Raw genomic sequence first — 26,360 nt, 5'->3', positions numbered from 1 at the left:
CTCCTGTTCCAAATTATAAATGTATGCGTCGTATCCGTAGGGGTCGATGCCTACATCGGCCCGCACCGGTCACGCACCGCGTCCCGTAAACCTGTCATTGCGAAGCCAGTGCGCACACTGGCTGTGGCAATCCGTTTTTCCTCACTTGATTTTCATTTCCTTGCTCAGCTCATTGAGGTTGGCCGTAAGCACCGTGGAAACGCCCCGCTCCTGCATGGTGATGCCATACAGCACATCCGCCTCCTCCATAGTGCCCCGGCGGTGGGTGATGACGATGAACTGGGTCTTGCCGGCAATGCGCCGCATATACTTGGCGTAGCGCACCACATTGGACTCATCCAACGCCGCCTCAATTTCGTCCATCACACAAAACGGCGTGGGATGCACCTTCAAAATGGCGAAATACAGGGCGATGGCCACAAAGGCCTTCTCACCGCCGGAGAGCAGCGACAGGGTCTTCAGCTGTTTTCCCGGGGGCTGGGCCTTAATTTCAATGCCGCAGCGGAGAATATCGTTCTCGTCCTCCAGCTCCAGGGTAGCCCGGCCGCCGCCGAACAGCTCCAGGAAAGTCTCCTGGAAGCTCTGCTTGAGTATCTCAAACTGGGTGGCGAAGATCTCCGTCATCTGCTTGGTGATCTCCTCGATGATGCCCACCAGCTCCTCCTTGGCCCTCTCCACATCGTTGCGCTGGTCAGAGAGGTAGGTATAGCGGGTGTTCACCCGGTCAAACTCCTCAATAGCGCCGATGTTGATGGGCCCCAGGCCCTTGATCTCCCGGTTCAGCTCGCCGATACGCCGGGTAGCCTTGGGCACGCTCTCCAGCTCGATGCGCAGGCTCTGGGCATCGCTGTGGCTCAGCTCGTACCGCTCCCACAGCTTATCCAGAATTTGCTTTTCCTCCAGAGCGCTGCCGTTTAGCTTGCCCTCCAGGCGGGTCACCTCCCGCTCACAGTTGAGGAGGGTATCGTTGCAGGTGCGGCTGAGCCGATCCGTCTGGCTGCGCCGGGCCTCCAGGGCCATCTTCTCCTGGGCGAGCTTTTGCAGGGCCAGGCGATGCTCTTCAATGTGTTCCCGAAGCTCCCAGGCCTGCTGCATCTGCCGCTCCTCCTCAGCCTGTGCCTGGGCCATGGCCTCCTCCGTTCGGACGCGCAGGCTCTCCCGGTCGGTGTGCTCACCCTCCAGGCTCTCCCGGAGGCGGACCAGGTCCTCCATGCTGCGCCGGGTACTCTCCCCCTCGGCAGTGAGGGCCGCCTGCCGGGCCTTTTTCTCTGTCAGCCGGGCCGACAGCTCACTGAGGCTCTGCCGGCAGTCCGCCTGCTCCTTTTGAAGCGTCTCCGTCTCGGCCCGGGTGGCTTCCGCCCGGGCGGTAAAGTCCGCAATGGTCCGGCGAATGGTGTCCATCCGCCCGGCGTCATCGCTGCTGCGCTTTTGCAGGTTCTCCTTCTGAATGTGCAGGCTCTCCTGCTGGTGCTTCAGGCTGTCCAGCAAAATATCAAAGTGGTTTTTGCGGCCCTCCAGGGTCAGCACCCGGTCATTGGCCCGGCGCTGCTGGTCCTTGGCCACCTCCAGCTCATACTGGGCCTTCTGCAGCTCCCGGTTGGCACTCTCGGCCATAAGGGCTGCGTCCTGAAGCTGGGACTGGATCTTCTTGCGCTTTTTCTCCAGCTGCTCCAGCTCCCCGGAGCGGGAGAGAATCCCCGCATTACGGCTGACGCTGCCGCCGGTCATAGAGCCACCGGCGTTGATGACCTGGCCGTCCAGGGTGACGATGCGGAAGCGGTTGTCGTGGCGCTTGGCCATCTGAATGCCGCAGTCCAGGTCCTCCACTACCACGGTAGTGCCCAAAAGGTTCTCCACAACGGCACCATATTTCCCCTCGTAGCGCACCAATTCCGACGCAACGCCCACGAAGCCGTACTCGTTTTCCAGGCCGTTTTCCCGGAGACTGCGGCCCCGGATGGTGTCCAGAGGCAGGAAGGTAGCCCGACCTCCGTCCCGCTGCTTTAATAGGCCGATGGCATTCTTGCCGTCGTTTTTCGTATCCACAACAATATGCTGCAGCGCACCGCCCAGGGCGATTTCAATAGCCACGCTGCACTCCTTGTCGGCGTGGATCAGGTTGCCCACCGGCCCATGGATACCCGAGAGCGTTCGGGCCTCGGCCGCCCGCATGACGATCTTCACGGCCTTGGAAAAGCCCTCGTATTCCTTCTCCATTTCGCTCAGCAGCCGGATGCGGTCTGAAAGGGTCTTTTCCTCCAGGGTCAGCCGGTCCTTCTGCTCCGCACTCTCCCGGGCGCGGCGCTGACGGCCCTCCATTTTCAGGCTGTGACCGCCGATGATGTTGGAGGCGGCCTGCTCCTCCTCCCGGGCAGCCTGCAGCTTCTTTTCGTTCTCCCCGGCCTCTCCTTGGGCCTGGGTCAGCTTCTCCCGGGTTTGGGACAGCTCATCCTCCAGCTCCCGGGTACGCTGGGCGATTTCGTCCGAGCCGGCGGTGAGGGCGGACAGCTCCGCCTGGGCCTGGGCCGCCTGGGCAACCTCCTGAGCCTCCCGGCGGCGCAGCTCCTCCAGCCGGACGGCATAGGCATCGCTGCTGTGGGTGCTGCCGCGCATTTCCTCGCACAGCGCCTCCATTTCCCCGTCCAGAGTCCGGGCGGCTTCTCCGATCTCCTCTATACGGCGGCCCAGGGCCTCCGTCTGCTCCTGGAGGGACTCCGTGCGGCTGCGGCTCTCGCTCATCTCCTGCTCCATGCGCTGGATGGTCTCCGCATGATGCCGGGCCGTGGTTCGGGCCACGGCGGCGGCGGACTCATGCTCGCCGATGGCGCTCTCCAGGTCCGAGACCCGGGCGCGCTTTTCCTCGGCGGCGCAGTCGCTCTCGTGCATAAGCCGGGCGCATTCCTCTGCCTGGGCATATACCTCATCCAGCTCCGCCTGGGCCTTTTTCTGGTCGGCCTGCGCGGTCTCAAAGTCCGCCTGCAGCTTCAGCCGATCGGTTTTCAGCTTCTGCAGATTTTCCAGCCACACGCTTATTTCCAGGGTGCGCAGCTCATCGTGAAGCACCAGGTATTTCTTAGCCGTCTCCGCCTGCTTTCGCAGGGGCTCCACCTGCAGCTCCAGCTCCGCGATCTTGTCATTGATGCGCACCAGGTTCTCCTCCGTGCGCTGGAGCTTCCGCTCAGACTCCTCCTTGCGGTGGCGGTACTTGCTGATGCCCGCCGCCTCCTCGAAAACCTCCCGCCTGTCGTCGCTGCGGACGGATAATATCTCATCAATTTTACCCTGACCGATGATGGAATAGCCCTCCCGGCCCATGCCGGTGTCCATGAACAGCTCGTTCACATCCTTGAGGCGCACGGACTGACGGTTGATGTAATATTCCGACTCACCGCTGCGGTAATAGCGGCGGGTCACCGCCACCTCTGCCTCATCACGGCTGAAAATGTGCTCGGTATTGTCAATGACCAGCGTCACCTGGGCAAAGCCCATCTGGCGGCGCTTTTCGGTGCCGCCGAAGATGACATCCTCCATCTTAGCGCCCCGGAGCTGACGGCTGTTCTGCTCGCCCATGACCCAGCGGATGGCGTCGGAAATATTGGACTTGCCGGAGCCGTTGGGGCCGACGATAGCTGTGATGTCCTCGCCGAAGTTCAAAACCGTTTTCTCCGGAAAGGACTTAAAGCCCTGTATCTCAAGCGCTTTTAAGTACACGCAGTTCACCTCACTACTCAAAAATGGCATACTTTAACTAAATAATTGTAGCAGAAAGAGGTCGGGTTTTCAAGACTAAAATATGGCCCCCCAACCCGGGGCAAAAGAAAACCCACACTTGACATTTTCCGTCCGTGTGGTACTATAAATATAGTAAGAGCGCTGCGACAAGCGGTTGCTCAGAGATGGCGATTACGACTCCGAAAAAAACAAGGGCAATCTGCAGACAAAACAGGCGAAGGGGCTTTCCACAGCTCCCTCCGCCTGTTTATTTTTTACTCTTTTCCCGCCGACAGGGCCCGGGTGGCATTGAGCACCGCCAGCACCATCACGCCCACATCCGCGCCGATGGCCAGCCACATATTGGCGATACCGATAGCGCCCAGCACCAGGCACACCGCCTTTACCGCCAGGGCAAATACGATATTCTCGTACACAATGCGCAGGGTCCGCCGGGAGATGCGCATAGCCAGAGCGATCTTGGCCGGGTCATCGTCCATAAGCACCACATCCGCCGCCTCAATGGCCGCATCGCTGCCCAGGGCGCCCATGGCGATACCGATGTCGGCCCGGGCCAGCACAGGTGCGTCGTTGATGCCGTCGCCCACAAAGGCCAGGAGTCGACCGTCCTTGCGCTCCTGCAGCAGCCGCTCCACCTGCCGGACCTTATCCGCCGGCAAAAGCTGGCTGTGTACTTCGTCTACGCCCAGCTGGGATGCCACCTGCCGGGCCGCCGCGTCTGCATCGCCGGTGAGCATAACGGTCTTTTCGATGCCCTCCGCCTTCAGGCCCCGAATGGCCTGGACTGCGTGCTCCTTCACCACATCACCCAGGAGGATACACCCGGCATAGACGCCGTCTACGGCCACATAGACCACGGTTCCGGCCTTTTGAGGCTCTGCGGGCTGAATGTCCAGCTTCTCCATGAGCCGCCGGTTGCCCACAGCCACGGCGTGGCCGTCCACCTGCGCCGTAAGGCCGAAGCCGCCCAGCTCCTCCACATCCGTCACCCGGTCGGCATCCACCCGGCCGCTCCAAGCCGCCTTCAGGCTCTGGCTGATGGGGTGTCCGGAGTAGCACTCCGCCTGGGCCGCCCAGCCCAGCAGGGTCTGTGCGTCCATGCCCTCCGGGGCCGTCTCCAGCACCTGAAAAACGCCCTTGGTCAGGGTGCCCGTCTTGTCGAACACCACGCACCCGGTCTTAGCCAGGGCCTCCAAGTAGTTGCTGCCCTTGACCAAAATCCCCTTGGCAGACGCGCCGCCGATGCCGCCGAAAAAGCTCAGGGGAATGCTGATGACCAAGGCGCAGGGGCAGCTGATGACCAGGAAGGTCAGGGCTCTTGTGATCCAGTCGCCCCACAGGGGTGCATTGCCCATAGCAAGCCGCACCACCGGCGGCAGTACCGCCAGAGCCAGGGCACTGTAGCACACCGCAGGGGTATAGACCCGGGCAAACTTGGTGATAAAGTTCTCCGCCTTGGCCTTTTTCATGCTGGAATTTTCCACCAGATCCAGGATCTTGGCCACGGTGGAGTCGCCGAATTCCTTAGTGGTCCGGATATGCAGCAGGCCGCTGAGGTTCACGCAGCCGGAGAGTATCTCGTCCCCGGCCTTCACCTGCCGGGGCAGGCTCTCGCCGGTAAGAGCGCTGGTATTCACCGCAGACTCACCCTCGGTCACCACGCCGTCAATGGGAATGCGCTCCCCGGGCTGCACCACAATGACGGTGCCCACGGCCACATCATCCGGGTCCACCTTCTCCAGGGTGCCGCCGGACTCGATGTTGGCATAGTCCGGACGAATATCCATCAGGTCGGAGATGCTGCGGCGGCTCTTACCCACGGCGTAGCTCTGGAACAGCTCGCCCACCTGGTAAAACACCATAACGGCGCAGCCCTCCCGCCAGTCGCCCAGGGCCATAGCGCCCACGGTGGCCACTGCCATAAGGAAATTCTCGTCGAACACCTGCCCCCGGAAAATACCCTTCACAGCCTTGAGCAAAATGTCATAGCCCACGATGAAATACGGGAGGAGGTACAGCACGCCCTCCAGCCAGCCTGTAAGGGGCGAGAGCCAAATCCCCGCCACCAGCACCGCCGACACGATGATCCGTATAAGATTGGTTTTCTGCTTCTTTGTCACGGCCTTTACGCCTCCTTCTGTGTTTACGAAAAAGAATATCGCAGCCTTTTATCGGCAAAAATTGCGTAGGGGCGACCCTTGCGGTCGCCCGCCACGCTGACTAAACGGGATATAGGGTATCACGGATTGCCACAGCCAGTCTGCGGACTGGCTTCGCAATGACACGGATTTTTTCGCCAGTCAAAGGTAAATCTCGCAGTCGTCCTCCACCTTTTTGCAGTTCTTCAGCACCTGCTGCATCACCGCCTCCACATCGGCGCCCTCTGCGAACTCCACCTTCATCTTCTGGGTCATGAAGCTGACGGTGGCGGCAGCCACACCCTGGATTTTCTGAGCTGCCTGCTCCATCTTGTCGGCGCAGGCAGCGCAGTCTACTTCGATTTTGTAAGTCTTTTTCATAATAATGGGTCTCCTTTCCTCAGTCGCCTAAATGCTCCATACCCAGCTTCAAAATGGAGCGCACATGGTCGTCATCCAGGCCATAAAAAACAGTCTTACCTTCCCGGCGAAACTTCACCAGCTTGTTGTTTTTCAAAATGCGAAGCTGGTGGCTCACGGCACTCTGGGTCATGCCCAGGAGCCTTGCAATGTCATACACGCACAGCTCCGCGCCGAACAGCACATAGAGTATCTTGATCCGGGTGGAGTCGCCAAACACCTTGTAAAGCTCCGCCAGATCATACAGATCGTCCTCGTCGGGCATCTGCTGGCGCACGGCCTCCACGCCGCTCTCGTCCAGACACAGGAACTCCTGGTCCTGGTTCTTTTCCATCTGCTCCATATTTTTCTCCTCAAGTGTTCATATGAATAATTGCTCACATATTTGTTGTTTGTATACTACACCTATCTCTCTCCGGTGTCAACCCCTTTTGAAAAAAATTCGGCAATTTTCAGGCTGACGGCCCCGTAGAAATAGGGAAAGCAGGGACAGAAAGGTTTTTTCAGTGACCTGTTTTTCTTCTTTCCATATTTTCCGAGGAAGATTTCCGCCGGATTTGGAATATTGGTGATTGCTTTTGAAAAAATATGTGATATACTATTTCTTATAAATGGATGACTATGCCCTGCGGCGTTTGACGCAGCGGCTCTTATAATGAGGCACTGGGCCTCCTTCACTTTAGGAAAGGGAATTCTATGAAACAATATATTATTGAAGGCGGACATCCGCTTTTCGGAGAGATCACCATCAGCGGTGCCAAAAACGCCGCCGTAGGCATTATCCCCGCCGCTTTGCTGGTGGATGGTACCTGCCGCATTGAAAACATCCCCCAGATTAGCGATGTGACCCTGCTTCTGCATATTCTGGAGGAGCTGGGCGCTAAGATCCGCGTGCTGAACCGTCACGCCGTGGAGCTGGACTGCCATGCCATCCACTCCACCCATCCCTCTTATGAAATGGCCCGGCGCATCCGTGCCTCCTACTATCTTATCGGCGCCCTGCTGGGCCGCTTCGGCGAGGCCACCGTGGCCATGCCCGGCGGCTGCGACTTTGGCGTGCGGCCCATTGACCAACACATCAAGGGCTTTACCGCCATGGGAGCCGAGGTGGGCGTAGAGGGCGGCTTCATCCAGGCCACCGCCAAGGACGGCCGCCTTACCGGTACCTCCGTCTATTTGGATGTAGTGTCTGTAGGCGCTACCATGAATATTATGATGGCCGCTGTGCTGGCTCGGGGCAACACCGTCATTGAAAACGCCGCCAAGGAGCCCCACATTGTGGACCTGGCCAACTTCCTTAACTCCATGGGCGCCGATATCCGGGGCGCAGGCACCGAGACCATCAAGATCCGGGGCGTAGAGCGTCTGGGCGGCGGCAGCTACTGTATCATTCCCGACCAGATCGAGGCCGGCACCTACATGACTGCCGTGGCCGCCACCGGCGGACAGGTACTCATCAAAAATGTCATCCCCAAGCACTTGGACTGCATCAGTGCCAAGCTGGTGGAGATGGGCGTGTATATAGAGGATCGGGGCGACGCCATCTTGGTTCGCCGCAGCGATCCCCTGCAGAAAACCAATGTGAAAACCATGCCCTACCCGGGCTTCCCCACGGATATGCAGCCCCAGATCGCCGCGGTCCTCACCACCGCCCGGGGTACCAGCATCGTCAACGAAAATGTGTGGAACAGCCGCTTTAAGTATATCGACGAGCTAAAGCGCATGGGAGCCAACATCCAGGCCGACGGCCATGTGGCCGTCATCGAGGGCGTGGACCATCTCCAGGGCGCCCCGGTCCAGGCCTGTGACCTGCGGGCAGGGGCGGCCATGGTTATTGCCGGTCTCAGCGCCCAGGGCACCACGGAGCTGAGCCAGGTGCAGTTTATTGAGCGGGGCTATGAGGACCTGGTGGGCAAGCTCCGTGCCGTAGGCGCGGACATCCGCGTGGTGGAGCTGCCCGACATCGCCGAGCAAAAAGAAGCCCATATCGGCTGAGGATCAGCCGCCAGGCAGCGTCTGCCGCGTAGAGTCGCCGAAAGGCGGCCGGCGTACAGACGCTGTTTTTATCCCACCACCTTTCTCTACTCCCATGAAATCACAAGCGAGGTCTGACATTTGATCACCATCCATACCTTGGCCAGCGGCTCTGAGGGAAACGCCGCCCTGGTCTGCGGCGGCGGCGTGCGCATTCTGGTGGACGCCGGCATCTCCGCCCGGCGCATGGAAACGGCCCTGAAGGCCCTGGGCCATCCCCCGGACACCCTCTCCGCTGTTTTCATCACCCATACCCATTCTGATCACACCGCCGGGCTGCGGGTCTTTCTCAAGCACACGGCCCTGCCGGTGTTCGCCTCCCCCGCCACCTGCGCGGTCCTTTCCCGCCAGGTCCCCACAGTGGCCGAGCTGCTCCATCCCCTGGCTCCGGGTCTGGCCCAGGAGCTGGGCGGTCTCACCGTTACCCCCTTTGCCACCTCCCACGATGCCGAGGGGTCTATGGACTTCCGCTTCGACACCCCCACCGCCTCCGCCGGGATTCTCTCGGACACCGGCTATGTGACCGAGGCCGCCGAGGAAGCTCTGGCCGGAGTAGACCTGCTGCTCCTGGAGAGCAATCACGATGTGACCCACCTGCAAACGGGGCCCTACCCCTACCCCCTAAAGCAGCGCATTTTGAGCGACCGGGGCCACCTGTCCAACGATGCGGCGGCCGCCTTTGCCTGCCGCATGGCCAAAACCGGCACCCGCCAGTTCGTCCTGGTGCATCTGAGCAAGGAGAATAACACCCCTGTCTGCGCCCTCCATACCGTGGAGTGCGCCCTGCGCGGCGGCGGCTTTGCCGATGTGCATCTCACCGTGGCGCCCCGGGGCGAGTGCAGCGAGGCTTACATAGCGGAGGGCCTGCCATGCAGAAAATAACCGTCCTGTGCGTGGGAAAATTAAAGGAAAAATTCTACCTGGACGCCACGGCGGAGTACGCCAAGCGCCTGAGTCGGTACTGTAAATTAGACATTCTCGAGCTGCCGGAGAGCCGTCTACCGGAGGAGCCCTCCCCCGCCCAAATCCAGCAGGCTCTGGACGCGGAGGCCGCCGCCATCACCGCAAAGCTCCCCAAGGGCGGGGCGCTGGTGGCCCTGTGTATTGAGGGCACTCCCTGCTCCAGCGAGGAAATGAGCCGCAAAATGCAGCAGCTGGCGGTCTCCGGCAAGACCCAGCTCACCTTCCTCATCGGCGGCAGCGTGGGCCTCAGCGAGAACCTGAAGCGCCGGGCGGACTGGAAGCTCTCCATGTCCCCCATGACCTTTCCCCACCACCTAGCCCGGGTGATGCTCTTAGAGCAGATCTACCGCGCCTTTCAGATCCGGCAGGGGACAAAATACCACAAATAATCGGTGATACCATATAACAAAACATATTGGAGGTTTTTTCATGAACGATTTTGATATGTTAGCTGTCTCGGAAACCGCCCGAAACGGCGAGCTCCCGCAGAATTTTTGGGACGATCTCTCCTCCGGCTGGCGCTTCCACAAGGAGGAACCGGCCTGGCCGGTGGACGAAAAGGGCGAAAAGGAGAAGGCCGTTCTGCTCCAGTCCACCTTCGACTCCCCCGCCGAGTCGGATGTGACCGTCTCCTTTTTGCACTCCTGCGGCATCCCCTGCTTTAAGTATTATGCCAAGGAGGGCGGCGCCGGCAAGGTTATCAACGGCTTTTCCGGCTACGGTGCCGACCTCTATGTCCCCGCCTCCCGCCTGGAGGAGGCCCGGGCCCTGCTCAACGCCGAGCCCATTTTCGACGAGGATAATTCATAACTTTCACAATAAAACGGAAGGGAGATTTTACAGCATGATCGACTACAAAGCGGAATATCAAAAATGGCTCCACAGCGACGCCATCACCGAAGATGAGCGGGCAGAGCTTTTATCCATCGCAGGCGATGACAAGGAGATCGAGAGCCGCTTCTACGGCCCCCTGGAGTTCGGTACCGCCGGTCTGCGGGGCACCATGAAGATGGGCCTGCACCAGATGAATATCTATGTGATCCGCTGGGCCACCCAGGGCTTTGCCAATGTCATCTGCGCCGAAGGCCCCGCCGCCATGGATAAGGGCGTTGCCATCTGCATGGACTGCCGCCACCACAGCATGGAGTTTGCCCGGGCTGCCGCGGAAGTCTGCGCCGCCAACGGCATCCATGTGCGCATTTTCGAATCCCTTCGCCCCACCCCGGAGCTGAGCTTCGCCGTGCGGCACTACGGCTGCCAGGCGGGCATTAACATCACCGCCAGCCACAATCCCAAGGAGTATAACGGCTACAAGGTCTACTGGTCCGACGGCGCCCAGCTGCCCCCCCACCACGCCGACGCCATTGCCAAGGAGCTGGAAAATATCGACATTTTCACCGGCGTAAAGACCATGCCCTTCGACGAGGCCAAGGCCGCCGGACGCATCGAGCTTATGGGGGAGGAAACCGACAACGCCTTCATGGAAAATGTCATGGCCATGGTCAATGACCGGGCTTGTGTCGCCAAGGTGGCGGATGACTTCCATGTGGTCTACACCCCCTTCCACGGCTGCGGCTGGAAGCTGGTGCCCCAGGCTCTGCGGGACCTGGGCGTGAAGCACCTGCACTGCGTACCCGAGCAGATGGTGCTGGATGGCTCCTTCCCCACGGTAGAGTCCCCCAACCCCGAGAATCCCGAGGGCTTCTATCTGGCTATCGCCCTGGCTGACCAGGTGGGCGCCAACTTCATCATCGGCACCGACCCGGACAGCGACCGGGTGGGCATCCTGGTGCGCGGCACCGACGGCCGCTTCATCCCCGTGTCCGGCAATCAGACCGGCGTGCTGCTGGCGGATTATCTGCTGGGCGCCATGGCGCGTAACGGAAAGTTGCCTAAAAACGCCGTGCTGCTGAAGACCATCGTCACCACCGAAATGGCTCGCCGGGTGGCCGAGAGTCACGGCGTCACCTGCTACGATACCTTCACGGGCTTCAAGTTCATGGCCGAAAAGAAGCAGCAGCTGGAGAGCCAGGGTTTGGGTAAGGTGGTGTTCTCCTACGAGGAGAGCTATGGCTATATGCTGGGCGACTATGTCCGGGACAAGGACGCCGTCACCGCCTCCCTGCTGCTGACGGAGATGGCCGCCTGGTATCAGAGCCGGGGCATGACCCTCTTTGACGCCCTCCAGGCCCTGTACGAAAAGTACGGCTACTACGGTGAAAAGACCCACAATCTGGTGATGCCCGGCCTGGACGGTCTGGAGAAGATGGCTGTGCTCATGCAGTCCCTGCGGGATGTGCCCCCTGCGGACATCGCCGGGGTGGCCGTTACGGCACGCACGGACTATAAGGACGGCACCGTCACCGACTGCGCAAGCGGAAAGGTTACCGCCTCGGAGCTGAAGGGCAGCAATGTGCTTCGCTACGCCCTGGCCGATGGCACCGTGATCCTGGTCCGTCCCTCCGGCACCGAGCCCAAGATCAAGGTCTATATCCTCACCCTGGGAAGCGATCCCAAGCAGCGGGATGAAAACATCGCCAAATACTCCCAGTGGGCTCTGTCTCTGCAAAAGTAACCCAATAAAGCGCAAAAATTCCGCCCCGGAGCGTCCTCTTTACAGAGGTTGCCCCGGGGCGGATTATTTGTCTACCGGCACTCGAAAACGGTTTTTACTTTACGCTGAACAGCAGCTCGCCGTAGGTGGGGAAGGGCCAGTACTTAGCAGCGGTCTGGGTCTCCGACTCATCGGCTACGGCCCGCAGCTCGCCCATGGCGGGAATAAGCTCGTCGCGGATGAAGGCCGCCTCCTCGGTGGTATCCCGGAGGGTATCCAGGCGCACCAGCTTCTCCTCCAGGCTGTCCACCCGGCCATCCATGGTGTCCACCAGGGAGGCCAGCTTGCGCAGCAGCTTCTTCTCATAGCCCCAGGGCAGCTCCTCGGAAACGGTGCTCTTGGCGGCGGCGGCCGTGGCCAGGTCGGACACATAGGCCTCTACCGACGGCAGGATCTCCTTTCGGGCCATATCCACCATGGTCAGGGCCTCGATGCGGACGGTCTTGCAGTAGTTTTCCAGCTGGATCTCATAGCGGGAGCGAAGCTCGGACTCCGTAAAGACCTTGTGGCGCACCAGCATGGCCATATTGTCCTTCTGAACCAGCATGGGGATGGCGTCCGGCGTGGTGCGCAGGTTCAGCAGGCCGCGCTTTTCGGTGGCCTCCTGAATCCAGGCATCGTCATAGCCGTTGCCGTTGAAGATAATGCGCTTATGCTGGCGAATAACACGCTGGATCAGGTCGTGAAGGGCTGTGCTCAGGTCAGAGGCAGACTCCAGCTCGTCGGCGTACTGACGCAGGGACTCAGCCACAGCCGTATTCAGCATGATGTTGGCACAGGCGATGGAGTTGCTGGAGCCCAGCATGCGGAACTCAAACTTATTGCCGGTGAAGGCAAAGGGGGAGGTACGGTTGCGGTCGGTGGTGTCCCGGAAGAAATGGGGCAGCACATCCACGCCCAGCTTCAGCTTCTTCTTCTCCACACCGGCGTATGCCGTGTCCGTCTCCAGGGCCTCCAGAATGGCCGTAAGCTCATCGCCCAGAAACACGGAGACCACAGCAGGAGGCGCCTCGTTGGCACCCAGGCGGTGATCGTTTCCGGCGGTGGCCACAGCAGCCCTCAGAAGGCCCTGGTAGTCGTCCACAGCCTGCACAACGGCCACCAAAAACAGCAGGAACTGCGCGTTTTCATAGGGCGTCTCCCCAGGAGAGAGAAGGTTGACGCCGGTATCGGTGGCCAGGGACCAGTTATTATGCTTGCCGCTGCCGTTGACCCCGGCAAAGGGCTTTTCCTGGAGCAGGCACACCAAGCCATGCCCCGCCGCCACTTTCTGCATAATCTCCATGGTCAGCTGGTTTTGGTCGGTAGCGATGTTGGTGGTGGTGAAAATAGGCGCCAGCTCGTGCTGGGAGGGAGCCACCTCGTTGTGCTCCGTTTTAGCCAGAATGCCCAGCTTCCAAAGCTCCTCATTCAGGTCGGCCATGTAGGCCTCTACCCGGGGCTTGATAGGGCCGAAATAGTGGTCGTCCAGCTCCTGACCCTTGGGGGGCTTGGCCCCGAACAGGGTCCGGCCGGTGTAAATGAGATCGCGGCGCTTATCGTATACTTCCTTATCAATAAGGAAATACTCCTGCTCTGCGCCCACAGAGGGTGACACCCGCCGGACGCTTTCGTTTCCGAACAGCTTCAAAATACGCAGTGCCTGTCGGTTCAGGGCCTCCATGCTGCGCAGCAGGGGCGTCTTTTTATCCAGCGCCTCTCCGCCATAGGAGCAAAAGGCCGTGGGAATGCACAGGGTCTTACCTTTAATAAAGGCAAAGCTGGTGGGGTCCCAGGCGGTGTAGCCCCGGGCCTCAAAGGTAGCGCGCAGGCCGCCGGAGGGGAAGGAGGATGCGTCCGGCTCGCCCTTGATAAGCTCCTTGCCGGAGAACTCCATGATGACCCGCCCATCGGGAGCGGGGCTGATAAAGCTGTCGTGCTTCTCTGCGGTAATCCCGGTCATGGGCTGGAACCAGTGGGTGAAATGGGTGGCTCCGTTCTCAATGGCCCAGTCCTTCATGGCCGAGGCCACGGCATCGGCCACGGTGGGGTCCAGCTTAACGCCCTTTTGAATGGTCTGCTTCAGAGAGCGGTATACATCGCCGGACAGGCGGGCCTTCATCACACGGGTATCAAAAACAAGGCTTCCAAAATATTCCGGTACAGTTGTCATAACAGATTCTTCCTTTCCGAAAAATAAAAAAGGAGACACTGCGTCCGGGCGGGAAAGCTCCCTCCGAGACGCCTGTGTCTCTTAACATGGCCGAATAGTACACCCCGCGGCGGCAAATGTCAACAAAAAAATGCGGTTTTTGTGCATTTTTGCACATTCTGTCACAATGCAGAAAAATTAACAAATGATTTTTTTGCAATTTGCTGGATTGCATAATTCAAAATTATGGATTATACTATGCTTGAACGATGGAGTTCTGCAAGAGAGATTAGTTTCTCTTGCAAAACTCTGTCGTTTTTTATTTTTATAGGAGCTGATTTTATGAATAAAATGGAAGGCCAGGTACGCATCCCTTCCGGCTGCGCCATTTCCGCCGTTATATCCAGAGACGGGAAGCGCATGACCGGAGAAAAGATCATAGAGAGTATGCGCCCCATGCACGACCGCTCCAACGGACTGGGCGGCGGCTTTGCGGCCTACGGCATTTACCCGGAGTACAAGGACTTTTTTGCCCTGCATATGTTCCTGGAGGACCGGGCCGCCCGGAAAAGCTGCGAGGCCTTTTTGCGGGAGACCATGGAGATCGTCCACCTGGAGCGGATCCCCATTCGCACAACGCCGGCCATTACCAATGAGCCGCTGATCTGGCGGTTCTTTGTCACACCCCTGCGCAGCACCCTGGCCTCCATGCAGATAGATGAGGAGGAGTGCGTGACCCGGGCCGTAATGGCCATCAACACCCGAATCAAGGGGGCCTATGTATTTTCCTGCGGCAAGAATATGGGCGTATTCAAGGCGGTGGGCTATCCGGAGGATGTGGGCTATTTCTACCGGCTGGAGGACTACCAGGCCTATAGCTGGACGGCCCATGGCCGCTATCCCACCAACACCCCCGGCTGGTGGGGCGGCGCGCATCCCTTCGCTCTGCTGAATTACTCCATTGTTCACAACGGGGAAATATCCTCCTACGACACCAACCGCCGCTTCATTGAGATGTTCGGCTACAAGTGTACCCTGCAAACGGATACGGAGGTCATTACCTACATCGCCGATTATCTGCTGCGCAAGCAAAAGCTGTCGCTGGAGGAGCTGGCCTCGGTCATCGCCGCTCCCTTCTGGAGTACCATCGACAGGAAGCCGCCCCAGGAGCAGGAGAAGCTGCGGTATCTCCGCAAGGTCTTTTCCAGTCTGCTTATCACGGGGCCGTTTTCCATCGTGCTGGGCTTTGAGGGCGGGCTTATGGCTCTGAATGACCGGCTGAAGCTGCGCAGCATGGTGGTGGGTGAAAAGGACGACAAGGTCTACATTGCCAGCGAGGAGTCCGCCATTCGGGTCATTGAGCCGGATGTGGAGAACATTTACGCCCCGGCAGGCGGCGAGCCTGTGATCGTTCGGGTAAAGGAGGGGAAATTCTAATGGGTATCGACTATATTTATCCGCAGTTTGAGGTTGTCCGCGACCCGGTTCGGTGCATAAACTGCCGTCTGTGTGAAAAGCAATGTGCCAACGGTGTACACGGCTTTGACAAAGACCGGGGCTGCATGACCACCGACGAGAGCAAGTGCGTGAATTGCCAGCGGTGCGTGTGCTTCTGCCCCACCCATGCCCTGAAGATCCGAAAAAGTGACTGCACCTTCCGGGACAACGCCAACTGGGACGAGGATACGATCAAAGAAATCTACAAGCAGGCCGGAAGCGGCGGCGTGCTGCTGTCGTCCATGGGCAATCCCAAGCGTTATCCCGTATATTGGGACAGGATCCTCATCAACGCCTCTCAGGTGACCAATCCCCCGGTGGACCCCCTTCGGGAGCCTATGGAAACGAAAGTTTTTCTGGGCCGGAAGCCCGACAGCATCCGCCGAGGCGAAAAGGGACAGCTTATCTGCACGCTGCCGCCGCAGATCGAGCTGTCCATGCCGGTGATGTTCTCCGCCATGAGCTACGGCTCCATCAGCTACAACGCCCACGCCTGTCTGGCCCAGGCGGCTCAGGAGCTGGGCATCTGCTATAATACCGGCGAGGGCGGGCTCCACGAGGACTTCTACGCCTACGGGGACAACACCATCGTCCAGGTGGCCTCCGGCCGCTTCGGCGTACACAAGCAGTATCTGGAGGCCGGTGCCGCCGTTGAGATCAAGATGGGCCAGGGGGCAAAGCCGGGCATCGGCGGCCACCTGCCCGGTGCGAAGATCGTAGGCGATGTGTCCCGGACCCGCATGGTGCCCGAGGGGACCGACGCCATCTCGCCCGCCCCCCACCACGATATTTACTCCATTGAGGATCTGCGCCAGCTTGTCTACTCTCTGAAGGAGGCAACGGAATACAAAAAGCCTATTATTGTAAAGGTAGCCGCGGTGCATAACATCGCCGCTATTGCCAGCGGGATCGCCCGCAGCGGCGCGGACATCATTGCCATCGACGGCTTCCGGGGCGGCACCGGCGCCGCTCCCACCCGTATCCGAGACACCGTGGGCATTCCCATTGAGCTGGCTCTGGCTGCGGTGGACCAGCGTCTGCGGGACGAGGGAATTCGAAATCACATCTCCCTCATCGCCAGCGGCAGCATCCGCTCCTCCGCCGATGTGGTCAAGGCCATTGCCCTGGGGGCGGACGCCTGCTACATCGGCACAGCCGCTCTGCTGGCCCTGGGCTGCCACCTGTGCCGCTCCTGCCAGACGGGCCGGTGCAACTGGGGCATTGCCACCCAGAACCCGGAGCTGGTGAGTCGGCTGGACATCGAAGAGGGGAAAAACAGACTGGTAAACCTGCTGACCGCCTGGAAGCACGAGATCAAGGAGATGATGGGCGGCATGGGCATCAACTCCATTGAGGCCCTGAAGGGGAACCGCCTGATGCTCCGGGGCGTCGGCATGACCGACAAGGAGCTGGAGATCTTGGGGATTTCCCATGCAGGCGAATAATTCTATGTACAAGCTATACGGAGGTGTGCTATAATGACCTATATTGATGCGTCCGGAATGGATTACCGACAACTCAACGCGGCGATCCGCGACTGCTCCGGAGACGCTTCTGTGACCGACTGCTACGGGCAGCGGTTTATCGGTGCGGGACTGGAGGAGGGAAGCCTCTCTATAACGGGGACACCCGGCAATGCCCTGGGTGCCTATCTCAACGGCGCCTGCATCGAGGTGCGCGGCAATGCCCAGGACGCTGTGGGCGACACCATGAACGCAGGCCGCATTGTTATACACGGCAGCATCGGCGACGCCGCCGGCTATGCCATGCGGGGCGGCGAGCTGTATGTAGAGGGAAACGCCGGATACCGGGCCGGGATCCACATGAAGGCCTACGGCGACAAGCTGCCGGTCATGGTCATCGGCGGCAAGGCCGGAAGCTTTCTGGGCGAATACCAGGCCGGCGGCATTATCATCGTTTTAGGCCTTACCGACGGGCCCCGTCCCATCGTGAGCAATTTCCCCTGCACAGGGATGCACGGCGGCAAGCTCTACATCCGCTCGGACTGCAAAAAGCTCCTGCTGCCTAAGCAGGTCATTGCCCGCCCGGCCTCCCGCAAGGATATGAACGAGGTGCGGGACTATCTGCATACATTCTGCCAGCTGTTCGGCGGCAACTGTGATGCGTTGCTGCGCCAGCCCTTTACCGTGATCACCCCCAACAGCAGCAACCCCTATAAGCAGCTTTATGTTACAAACTAAAGGAAAGCAGGTGGGCTTGTGAAGTATACACCCAGGGAAATTATGGAGTTCGTGGAGCAGGAGGATGTGAAATTTATCCGCCTGGCCTTCTGCAATGTCTACGGGAAGCAGCACAATGTGGCCATTATGCCCGGTGAGCTGTCCCGGGCCTTCACCTACGGGATCGCCATCGACGCCTCCGCCATTGAGGGCTTCGGCGGCGAGGTGCGGTCCGACCTGCTACTGCGGCCGGATCCCTCCACCCTGATCCAGCTCCCCTGGCGGCCAGAGCATGGCAAGGTGGTCCGGATGTTCTGCGATATTTTTTATCCCGATGGCCGGCCCTTTGAGCGGGACACCCGCAGCATCCTGAAAAAAGCCGTTTCCGAGGCCGCCGAAAGGGGCATTGAGTTCGCCTTCGGCGCGGAGATGGAGTTTTATCTGTTCAAGCTGGATGAATACGGCAAGGCCACTACCCTCCCCCATGACCAGGCAAGCTATATGGACATTGCCCCCGACGATAAGGGCGAGCATATCCGTCGGGAGATTTGCCTGATGCTGGAGCAGATGGGTATTCAGCCCGAAAGCTCTCATCACGAGAGTGGGCCGGGGCAAAACGAGATCGACTTCCGCTACTCCGATCCCCTGACCGCCGCGGACAACGCCATCACCTTCCGGGCCGTGGTCCGCACGGTGGCCGCTCAAAACGGCCTGTGCGCCAGCTTTCAGCCCAAGCCTTTGTCGGACCGAGACGGCAGCGGAATGCACATAAACATTTCCGCCAGGGACGGCGGAACGGCGGACCTGCTGCCGTCCGTTATTGCCGGTCTGCTGGATAAGATCGCCGAGATCACCCTATTTTTAAATCCCAGCGAGGAATCCTATCGCCGCCTGGGCTGCGACAAGGCACCCCGGTACATCACCTGGTCGGATGAAAACCGCTCCCAGCTGATCCGCATTCCCGCCGCTGTGGGCGAGCAGCGCCGGGCAGAGCTGCGCTCCGCCGACTCCACCGCCAATCCCTATCTGGCCTATGCCCTGCTGATTTACGCCGGGCTCTACGGCATTAGCCATAAGCTGGCCCTCCCGCCGGCCTCGGACTTCAATCTCTACACGGCCCCGGCAGAGATCCTGCAGGCGCTGCAAGCGCTGCCGGATTCCCTGGGTGAGGCCATTGCCCTTGCCGAGACCAGCCCGTTTGTGCGGGCACATTTGCCCGAGTCGGTGCTGTGCGCCTTTGGCGTGAAGTAAGTCGCCGGAATCTCCGGGGGGAAAGGAGGGGAGCCTGTGGTATTTCAAGAAAGGACCTACAGTGTTTTGATCGTTACCGCCTCGGAACGGTTCACAGACAGCATTATGCCGCTGCTCCCCATGACCGATTATTGGCCGGTGCAAACGGCGTCCAGTGTGGCAGAGGCCCGCAGATGGCTGGCCGACACGGAGTTTGACATTGTGCTGATCAACACACCGCTGCCGGACGATTTCGGAATGCATTTGGCCATTGACATTTGCACCGGCAGCGGCGCCGGTGTGCTGCTGCTGGTGAAAAACGACCACTATAACGAGATCTACTCCAAGGTGGTGCGCTACGGGGTAATCACCCTGTCCAAGCCCACCAACCGGCAAATGGTGGCCCAAAACCTGCGCATCCTCTGCGCCACCCGGGAGCGGATACGGCAAATGCAGGCCAAGCAGGCCACCGTAGAGGAAAAGATCAAGGAGATCCGCCTGGTGAACCGGGCAAAATGGCTCCTGATCGAATGCCTGAATATGACAGAGGCGGAGGCGCACCGGTATATTGAAAAGCAGGCTATGGATCTGCGCATTTCCAGGCGGGAGGCAGCGGAGAATATTATCAAAACCTACAAATAAAACACATAAATGCGGCGTGCCGGAAAAAGCTTCCCGGCACGCCGCTTCCTAAGCTATGGACTTTTATGGGGCTTCCGCCCCTTTTTCCGGCAATCTCAACCTGGCCCCGGCATATAAATCGCGCCGACGGTCAGATCACATAGTCGAATCCCTCCGGATCGGTGTGCATCAGGTCGGCCAGGGTGACACCATTCAGATAGTCACTTATGACCTTATCCAGCCCCCGCCAAAGGGCCAGCGTGCGGCACTCGCCGGAGCGGGAGCAGACCTCCGCCCCGGGCTCCAGGCAGGACACGGGAGCCATGGAGTCCTCCGTCAGACGCAGGATGCTGCCCACGGTGTACTGCTCCGGCGCCATGGTCAGGCGGTAGCCGCCGCCCTTACCCCGGAGTCCGGCGAGAAGCTTTGCCTTCACCAGGAGCTTAATGATGCTCTCCAGGTATTTCTCCGAAATGCCCTGGCGCTGGGCAATGGTCCTTAGGGGGATGAATCCGTCTGCCTGATGCTCGGCCAGGTCGATCATCACCCGCAGCGCATAGCGTCCCTTCGTTGAAATCAGCATACTTTGTCCCTCCCTTTTCTTTTTACCTATTATACACCAGGGAAGTGGGTAAATCAATTAAATTATTTTCTTAAAGGGTATTGACAAACAGCCCCGGCAGGTCTATAATCCGTATTAACCTACAAGAAAGGTTGGTAATTCAAAATGAACTTTACCGCCGAATTTCGATGTTGCTGCTGTCCGTGAGCCAGAACGCAGACACCACATTCAGATAACCATAGGAACTTTTGAGAATAAATTTTGGAGGAATATAAAATGAGCAAGATTTTCACATCTGCAGATCAGCTGATCGGTAAGACTCCCCTGCTGGAGCTGGTACATATTGAGAAGGCCCAGGGCCTGGAGGCCAAGGTTCTGGGCAAGCTGGAATACTTTAACCCCGCCGGAAGCGTGAAGGACCGCATCGCCAAGGCCATGATCGACGATGCCGAGCAGAAGGGGCTGCTGAAGCCCGGCTCCGTCATCATCGAGCCCACCTCCGGCAACACCGGTATCGGCCTGGCCTCCGTAGCCGCCGCCCGGGGCTATCGCATCATCATCGTCATGCCCGAGACCATGAGCGTGGAGCGCCGTCAGCTGATGAAGGCCTACGGCGCGGAGCTGGTGCTCTCCGAGGGTGCCAAGGGCATGAAGGGTGCCATCGCCAAGGCTGACGAGTTGGCCAAGGAGATCCCGAACAGCTTCATCCCCGGCCAGTTTGTAAACCCCGCCAACCCCGCCGTTCACAAGGCCACCACCGGCCCTGAGATCTGGGAGGACACCGACGGCAAGGTGGACATCTTCGTGGCCGGCGTAGGCACCGGCGGCACCGTTACCGGCATAGGCGAGTATCTCAAGAGCCGGAACCCCCATGTGAAGGTGGTGGCTGTGGAGCCTGCCGCCTCCCCGGTGCTGAGCAAGGGTGTGTCCGGAAGCCACAAGATTCAGGGCATCGGCGCAGGCTTTGTGCCGGATGTGCTGGATACCAAGGTCTACGACGAGATCATCCCCGTGGAAAACGACGATGCCTTCGCCACCGGCAAGCTCATCGGCAAGAAGGAGGGCGTGCTGGTGGGCATCTCCTCCGGCGCCGCCGTGTGGGCCGCCATCCAGCTGGCAAAGCGCCCGGAGAACAAGGGCAAGACCATTGTGGCCCTGCTGCCTGACACCGGCGACCGCTATCTCTCCACTCCCCTGTTTGCAGACTGAAACGGCTGAATAGAATTATATTGGGGGACTGCCTCAGGCAGTCCCCCTCCTTTTTTATTTTCCGATGGAGTTTGCTACCAAGACGTCATACTGGGCCCGGGTGATGTCGCAGTGATAGAAGAGCTTGTAATACTCCTGCACATCGGCAAACAGGTCGTAGTCCGCCGTGGCGTCGGGATAAAGCAGCTTACTCAGCCACACCATGCCCAGATACCGCTGCACAGAGGGCGGGAAGCCCATCCAGTTGTAGGGGCCGAAGGGCACTTCGTAGTAAGCGCCGTTTTTGATGGCGGTAACGCTCTGCCAGGCGGCATCGTCCTTCACGGTGGCGTAGATGCTCTCCGGGGCGAAGATCACCACATCCGGGTTCCAGGTGAGGATCTGCTCCATGCTGACCTCATTGCCGGTACCCTTGGAGGATGGCTCGTCCACCTGGGCCAGGTTATTGGTCAGCATGTCCAAAATCTCGGCGTGATAGGCGCCCTTGGCAATGACATTCTGGCCCATGTCACCGGTGACATAGAGCACATTGGCCTTTTCCACGCCGGAGGCAATGGTCTCGGTGCGGCTGTAGATCTTCTCGCAGTAGGTAGCCAGGGCCTCGGCCTCGGTCTTCATACCCAGGAGGTCACCCAGCATCCGATAGGCCTGGGGATAGGACTGCATATCGGCGCTGATGTGTACGAATGGGATGCCGATCTGCTGCTGCAGGGAATCCATGTCCTCCTTGATGCTGCCCTTGCTCTCGCCCACATCAATGACCACCTGAGCGCCGCTTTGAAGCAGGGTCTCCAGGTTCAGCTCCCCCTTGCCGCCGTAAAGCTGCCCGATCTGGGGCATATTGAAATACTTTTCGTCCAGGAACTCCTGGGCCTCGCTGCTCCAGGCATTGGAAACGCCCACCAGCTTATCCGGGCACAGGGCAAACAGAACGATCTGGGCCAGAGGGCCGCTGAGGGCCACCTTGTTGATCTGGGCGGGGACCTCTACCTCCCGGCCTGTGGAGTCGGTGAAAATGCGCGTGGCGTTGGAGTCTGTCTTCGGGGTCTTGCTGCCGCAGGCGGCCAGGCTGAAGATCATCACCACAGCCAGCAGCAGCGCTGAGAGCTTCTTTGCTTTCATTCGTCTTGCTCCTTTTTTACATTATAAATTCTTGCTGGAAAATTTCAGGCAGCCCACGGGCCGCTTATGGGGCAGGTACAGGGGAAAGTCTGTCCGCCCTGTCTCTATTAGCCTTCCGCGCAGGAATTCGTCGGTGATAACGGACTTATCCTCGTCTCGACTGTAGAGCCGGAAAAAACGCCGTGCCTCCTCTGTGGAGCGCAGAGGCTGGCCCATTTCCAGCTCCAGCTCCGCCGCTTCAAAGGGTATGCCGCGCTCCGCCAGCCACTCTGCCGCCGCCCGGAAGCTTTCATGTCCGGTGGGGTGCGACCCCACGGAAAAGCGATGGGTGGCATAGTGCTTTTTGAACACGAACACCGTGTGCTGGTTGTAGTTTACGCAAATTGTGATATGTATTCCCCAATATCTATGGGGAGTTAGAAATGTATTGAGATTAGATAGCCTTTTTCTCCAAGTCCTCACAGTAAACGCTTGAAAATAAATGTTCCAGTTCATTTCCGAAGTTGTATGAGATTTTAAGTTTGTGGTTTTCATAAACTGTTATCTGGTCTATCATTTCCACTATAATATCTCTGTCTAATTCTTCAATGTCTTTCAGTTCCAACAACCGCTTTAACCACGGTGTTTCAAAAACATCTTCTGTTACACTTTCCTTTTTCTTTTCTTCCAGCGTTTCAATCTGTTTGGAGTAAAGCGTTTCTTTTTGTTGATAGTCCTCTCGATAAGAAAGAAATTCTTCTTTAGAAATCAGTTCGTCTTTGTAATCTTCATAAATTGACTTTTTCAGTTTCTTCACTCTTTCAAGCTCTGCTTTTAACTTTGTCAGTTCTATGTCTGTTGATTTTCTGATTTTTGTTGCTGTGAAAGATTGTGATTTTACAAGTTCCTGCAAGTTCTCTACATTGCGGATTATCTGCTTTAAATCCCCCAGCACAATATCATTCAATACTTGAAATGGGAGCGTGTGCGGAGTACAATAATCTTTTCCACTTCTTTTGTAAGTTCCACAATAGAATGAATAGGACTTACTTCCATCAGCACGTCGCCAGAAATTTTTCATCATTGCCCGACCACAATCTCCACACTTGATAAAACCTGCAAAGATATTTTTATTTGTTTCTAAATCAATATCCCTGTGCTTTTTCGTCAGCAATTTTTGTACCTTATCCCACAGATGACGGTCTATAATCGGTTCATGTGTATTTTCAACCCTTATCCAGTTTTCTTTCTCAACTGGACGCTGTTTGCTTCTCATACGTTGATGTTTCTTTCCTTGTACCATGTTTCCAATATAAAGCTCATTTTGTAACATCACTTTAATTGTAGAATACGTCCAATAAGAAGTTTTCTCTAAACGGTTGCAATTTTTGTAGTTTTCGCCGTTGAGCTTTTTATATTCCGACGGACAAAGGATACCCTCTGCATTTAGTATTTTTGCAATGCTTTGTTTTCCTATTCCTTGTGCATACATAGTAAATACTCTTTTTACAACTTCGGACGCATATTCATCAATCACAAGTTTATTTTTATTTGCAGGAGATTTTTTATAACCATAACTTGTAAAAGCTCCGATAAATTCTCCTGCTTTCTGCTTTGATTTTACAGTCGCTTGAACTTTATTAGAAATATCTCTGGCATACTGTTCGTTGAATATATTTTTAATAGGAAGTAACATATCGTATGCCTGCTTCATACTATCAATATTATCTGTTACAGAAATAAAACGAACATTAAGCTCTGGAAATATTCTTTCCAAATATCGCCCCGTATCAATGTAATCTCGTCCGAAACGGGAAAGGTCTTTTACAACAACACAATTTACCTTGTTATCTTCAATGTCAGCAATCATTCTATGAAAGTCTGGTCTATTAAAATTCGTTCCCGTAAAACCGTCATCAATATAAACATCATATAAGATAAAGTCATCATGCTTGTTCACATATTCTGTTAAAAGTTTTCTCTGATTTCCTACACTATCGCTTTCTTCCTTATCTCCGTCCTCTCGTGATAATCTGATATAAATAGCCATGTTAAATAAGTTTGAACCTTTTTGATAAATCATTTTTCCACCTATTCAACTGCCGTACCTATGATAATATTATACCATAAAGTACGGCTTCTTTCCATTGTTTTCAAGGGTTTTACCCTCTTGATAGTCCTTTTTTTACATGAGATTTCACGATACGGACAAGCAATTCCTCTACGGAAAATTTACCTAAAAATTCCCGTTCTACGATATATTGTGCAGGTTCTTTTTTAGCCAAGTTATCAGCCCCCTTAGTCAGCTATCTATTCTCAACATACGCACATAGGCTTATCCAATATGCGTATTTTTCACAATGTTACAGAAGCAGACAGACGGCTTTGGAAAGCTCCATTAGTATCTCAACTATTCCCATTCTTGTGGGCAGAACCGCACCATGCGGACGTATCATTATTCTGTGAGGATAGGTCGTGGCAAAACGACTTTTCCAACAGTCGCTCTCGGATCACTGCGTGGGTCGCTCGCTTTCTTTTGAAAAGGTCGTGGCGTACAGTCCCCGTGGCTCGCTATCTCACAAACGTATCTGTCTGCTTTATTCAGTTGTCAAAGAGCTGTGGCGAAAGCGTGTTGCTTTCATGTAAAAGCAGGGGCAGAGCAGGAAAGAGGGGATTGAACAAATCATGCTCTGCGGTTACTGCTTGTTATTCTTCTTCGATTTCTAAGGCAATATCAAACCCTAAAATCATTTTAATAAGTGCTTCTCTGATAAGTCCCTTTAACTCCATATCTACAACAATATAAACATTGCCGTATTCATCATAGAGTGGACGCAGACAGCACTTTGATATGTACGGGTCATAAAATGCCAGTATTTTTTCAATCGCTTTTTCGTCCCCGTCCATTGCCTGCGAAAGCAAATAGTAGGACGGCTTCTTAAATGTTTGCTTCATTTTACTGCTTCTCCTTTAGTATTTTTTTCATAGTTTCTAAAGCATGATGTCGGTTTTTAAATACACCGCTTTGCGTAATCTTTTGCAAGTTGGCAATTTCACTTTCTGTCATTTCCAAGAAGTAATACATCAACAGAGTATTTCTCTTTCTTTCTGGAAGTTTCTTCAAGGCTTCTGCCAGCCCATCATCAAGGACACGAATATCAATGCCACATACTGAAAAGATTGTATAATCTGTTTCGTAGTCGTCCCACACAGCAAAATTTTCAACGAAAATTTCTGGAAGTTCACAGAATGGAATTTCTTTATCTTTTCGTCGTTTCAATCCTTGCTGGTAGTCCTTTACAACATGACGGACAACTTTCTTCAAACAACTTTCAAAGCGACATTGAACTGTTTTCTGGAAGTCAGACGGTTTCATCAATCTCACCCCCTTTCCTCTATGATTTGAAAAGTGTTTATCCCTCTTTCCGCACCATATAGGGAATGAAAGGTGTGATTTAATGACCTATTTTGAAAAAAATTTAATTTTTTCGGGTATGAAAAAAGCCCGCACAAAACATATAGTTTTATACGAGCTATTATAGCTATAAAATATTCAGTTGTTGATAAAATGCAGTTAGGTAGTGTATGACCGTATAAGATTGTACTTAAAGCGTTCCATAATACAAGCCCCCTTTAAAGCACTTATTTTACTGTCTTTTTCGTAATCTTATAAATATATTTTTCTGGCGTAGGGCGTTTATTTCCAAAATACTTTTTGAAATTTGCCTGCACATCAGGGTCGGTACTGTTCATTGCTTCATCAATCGTTGCTTCAATATCAGCTCGAACATCAGCTAATGATACACCGCCAGCTTTTGCACCAGCTTTTAATGCCTTTTTTATATCTCGTTTTTTAAGTCTTATCATACCAATACCTCAAACAAATTATTTGTAGTAAATTTCTTTAATAATTACATAGGAACTTGAG

The 26,360-nt window shown here is 56.4% G+C and carries 24 protein-coding genes; 11 read left to right on the top strand and 13 right to left on the bottom strand.

Translation table 11 applies throughout. The annotated features are described in order from the left end of the window. Positions 1-141: 141 nt before the first annotated feature. From smc to KI236_RS00200, 4 genes are all read right to left on the bottom strand, one after another. Positions 142-3,711, bottom strand: coding sequence for a chromosome segregation protein SMC (smc, locus tag KI236_RS00215; RefSeq protein WP_212818275.1), 3,570 nt, complete (start codon positions 3,709-3,711; stop codon positions 142-144). Between the two features lie 275 nt (positions 3,712-3,986). Then, positions 3,987-5,852 carry a heavy metal translocating P-type ATPase gene (locus KI236_RS00210; RefSeq protein ID WP_212818273.1) on the bottom strand — a complete coding sequence of 622 codons (1,866 nt, stop codon included), beginning with the start codon at positions 5,850-5,852 and terminating at the stop codon, positions 3,987-3,989. Between the two features lie 180 nt (positions 5,853-6,032). Further along, positions 6,033-6,251 (bottom strand): cation transporter, encoded by a 219-nt coding sequence (locus KI236_RS00205; protein WP_212818271.1) that lies wholly within the window; start codon positions 6,249-6,251, stop codon positions 6,033-6,035. A gap of 19 nt (positions 6,252-6,270) precedes the next feature. Then, the gene (locus KI236_RS00200) at positions 6,271-6,624 is read right to left on the bottom strand and encodes an ArsR/SmtB family transcription factor (RefSeq protein WP_212820555.1); all 354 of its coding nucleotides are present in this window, start codon (positions 6,622-6,624) and stop codon (positions 6,271-6,273) included. A gap of 362 nt (positions 6,625-6,986) precedes the next feature. Here KI236_RS00200 and KI236_RS00195 point away from each other — a divergent pair, with 362 nt between their 5' ends. The 5 genes from KI236_RS00195 to KI236_RS00175 all read left to right on the top strand — a co-directional run bounded on the left by KI236_RS00195 (position 6,987) and on the right by KI236_RS00175 (position 11,862). After that, a complete protein-coding gene (locus tag KI236_RS00195) occupies positions 6,987-8,285 on the top strand; it encodes a UDP-N-acetylglucosamine 1-carboxyvinyltransferase (protein ID WP_212818269.1) in 1,299 nt (432 codons plus the stop codon). Between the two features lie 120 nt (positions 8,286-8,405). Further along, entirely contained in the window at positions 8,406-9,206 is an 801-nt protein-coding gene (locus KI236_RS00190) for an MBL fold metallo-hydrolase (RefSeq protein WP_212818267.1), read from the top strand. Further along, entirely contained in the window at positions 9,194-9,676 is a 483-nt protein-coding gene (gene rlmH, locus KI236_RS00185; protein ID WP_212818265.1) for a 23S rRNA (pseudouridine(1915)-N(3))-methyltransferase RlmH, read from the top strand. The genes KI236_RS00190 and rlmH overlap by 13 nt, the downstream gene beginning before the upstream one ends. A gap of 40 nt (positions 9,677-9,716) precedes the next feature. Next, entirely contained in the window at positions 9,717-10,097 is a 381-nt protein-coding gene (locus KI236_RS00180) for a hypothetical protein (protein WP_212818263.1), read from the top strand. A gap of 34 nt (positions 10,098-10,131) precedes the next feature. Continuing rightward, positions 10,132-11,862 carry a phospho-sugar mutase gene (locus tag KI236_RS00175; protein WP_228738056.1) on the top strand — a complete coding sequence of 577 codons (1,731 nt, stop codon included), beginning with the start codon at positions 10,132-10,134 and terminating at the stop codon, positions 11,860-11,862. Between the two features lie 94 nt (positions 11,863-11,956). Here KI236_RS00175 and KI236_RS00170 read toward each other — a convergent pair whose 3' ends face one another. Continuing rightward, positions 11,957-14,053: a glutamine synthetase III family protein gene (locus tag KI236_RS00170; RefSeq protein WP_212818261.1), complete on the bottom strand. Its 2,097-nt coding sequence runs from the start codon at positions 14,051-14,053 to the stop codon at positions 11,957-11,959. A 321-nt stretch (positions 14,054-14,374) separates the two neighbouring features. Between KI236_RS00170 and KI236_RS00165 the strand changes: the two genes are divergently transcribed. From KI236_RS00165 to KI236_RS00145, 5 genes are read left to right on the top strand one after another with little or no spacing between them, the layout of a single operon-like run. Beyond that, a complete protein-coding gene (locus KI236_RS00165) occupies positions 14,375-15,469 on the top strand; it encodes a class II glutamine amidotransferase (RefSeq protein WP_212818259.1) in 1,095 nt (364 codons plus the stop codon). Next, complete coding sequence (locus KI236_RS00160; protein WP_212818257.1) at positions 15,469-16,974, top strand: glutamate synthase-related protein; 1,506 nt, start codon at positions 15,469-15,471, stop codon at positions 16,972-16,974. Before KI236_RS00165 ends, KI236_RS00160 begins: the two co-directional genes overlap by 1 nt. A 33-nt stretch (positions 16,975-17,007) precedes the next feature. Then, positions 17,008-17,730, top strand: a complete 723-nt coding sequence (locus KI236_RS00155) for a GltB/FmdC/FwdC-like GXGXG domain-containing protein (RefSeq protein ID WP_212818255.1) — start codon at positions 17,008-17,010, stop codon at positions 17,728-17,730. Positions 17,731-17,748: 18 nt separating this feature from the next. After that, positions 17,749-18,960, top strand: coding sequence for a glutamine synthetase family protein (locus KI236_RS00150; RefSeq protein WP_212818253.1), 1,212 nt, complete (start codon positions 17,749-17,751; stop codon positions 18,958-18,960). A gap of 36 nt (positions 18,961-18,996) precedes the next feature. Next, entirely contained in the window at positions 18,997-19,581 is a 585-nt protein-coding gene (locus KI236_RS00145) for an ANTAR domain-containing response regulator (protein WP_212818251.1), read from the top strand. 130 nt (positions 19,582-19,711) lie between these two features. On the opposite strand, the gene KI236_RS00140 is transcribed toward KI236_RS00145, so the two are convergent. Beyond that, on the bottom strand, positions 19,712-20,143 hold the full coding sequence (locus tag KI236_RS00140; protein WP_212818249.1) for an RrF2 family transcriptional regulator: 432 nt from the start codon (positions 20,141-20,143) through the stop codon (positions 19,712-19,714). Positions 20,144-20,398: 255 nt separating this feature from the next. Here KI236_RS00140 and cysK point away from each other — a divergent pair, with 255 nt between their 5' ends. Then, positions 20,399-21,331: a cysteine synthase A gene (gene cysK / locus KI236_RS00135; protein WP_212818247.1), complete on the top strand. Its 933-nt coding sequence runs from the start codon at positions 20,399-20,401 to the stop codon at positions 21,329-21,331. A gap of 54 nt (positions 21,332-21,385) precedes the next feature. Here the strand turns inward: cysK and KI236_RS00130 are convergent, their stop codons facing one another. The 7 genes from KI236_RS00130 to KI236_RS00105 form a co-directional block, all read right to left on the bottom strand. Continuing rightward, positions 21,386-22,453: an ABC transporter substrate-binding protein gene (locus KI236_RS00130; protein ID WP_212818245.1), complete on the bottom strand. Its 1,068-nt coding sequence runs from the start codon at positions 22,451-22,453 to the stop codon at positions 21,386-21,388. Positions 22,454-22,474: 21 nt separating this feature from the next. Next, entirely contained in the window at positions 22,475-22,804 is a 330-nt protein-coding gene (locus KI236_RS00125) for a hypothetical protein (RefSeq protein ID WP_212818243.1), read from the bottom strand. A gap of 82 nt (positions 22,805-22,886) precedes the next feature. Next, positions 22,887-24,515, bottom strand: coding sequence for a recombinase family protein (locus KI236_RS00120; protein WP_212818241.1), 1,629 nt, complete (start codon positions 24,513-24,515; stop codon positions 22,887-22,889). 79 nt (positions 24,516-24,594) lie between these two features. Beyond that, positions 24,595-24,717 (bottom strand): hypothetical protein, encoded by a 123-nt coding sequence (locus KI236_RS12210; protein WP_002323371.1) that lies wholly within the window; start codon positions 24,715-24,717, stop codon positions 24,595-24,597. A gap of 421 nt (positions 24,718-25,138) precedes the next feature. Continuing rightward, the gene (locus tag KI236_RS00115) at positions 25,139-25,387 is read right to left on the bottom strand and encodes a helix-turn-helix domain-containing protein (RefSeq protein ID WP_004613734.1); all 249 of its coding nucleotides are present in this window, start codon (positions 25,385-25,387) and stop codon (positions 25,139-25,141) included. 1 nt (position 25,388) lies between these two features. Next, positions 25,389-25,808: an RNA polymerase sigma factor gene (locus KI236_RS00110; protein WP_005428626.1), complete on the bottom strand. Its 420-nt coding sequence runs from the start codon at positions 25,806-25,808 to the stop codon at positions 25,389-25,391. A gap of 266 nt (positions 25,809-26,074) precedes the next feature. Beyond that, positions 26,075-26,299, bottom strand: a complete 225-nt coding sequence (locus KI236_RS00105) for a hypothetical protein (protein ID WP_005428625.1) — start codon at positions 26,297-26,299, stop codon at positions 26,075-26,077. Positions 26,300-26,360 lie beyond the last annotated feature (61 nt).

Origin of the sequence: Vescimonas fastidiosa, assembly GCF_018326305.1 — a bacterium.
GTDB classification, from domain to species: Bacteria; Bacillota; Clostridia; order Oscillospirales; family Oscillospiraceae; genus Vescimonas; species Vescimonas fastidiosa.
The sequence above is the reverse complement of the archived record's forward strand: the minus strand, read 5'-3'. Positions and strand labels throughout refer to the sequence as shown.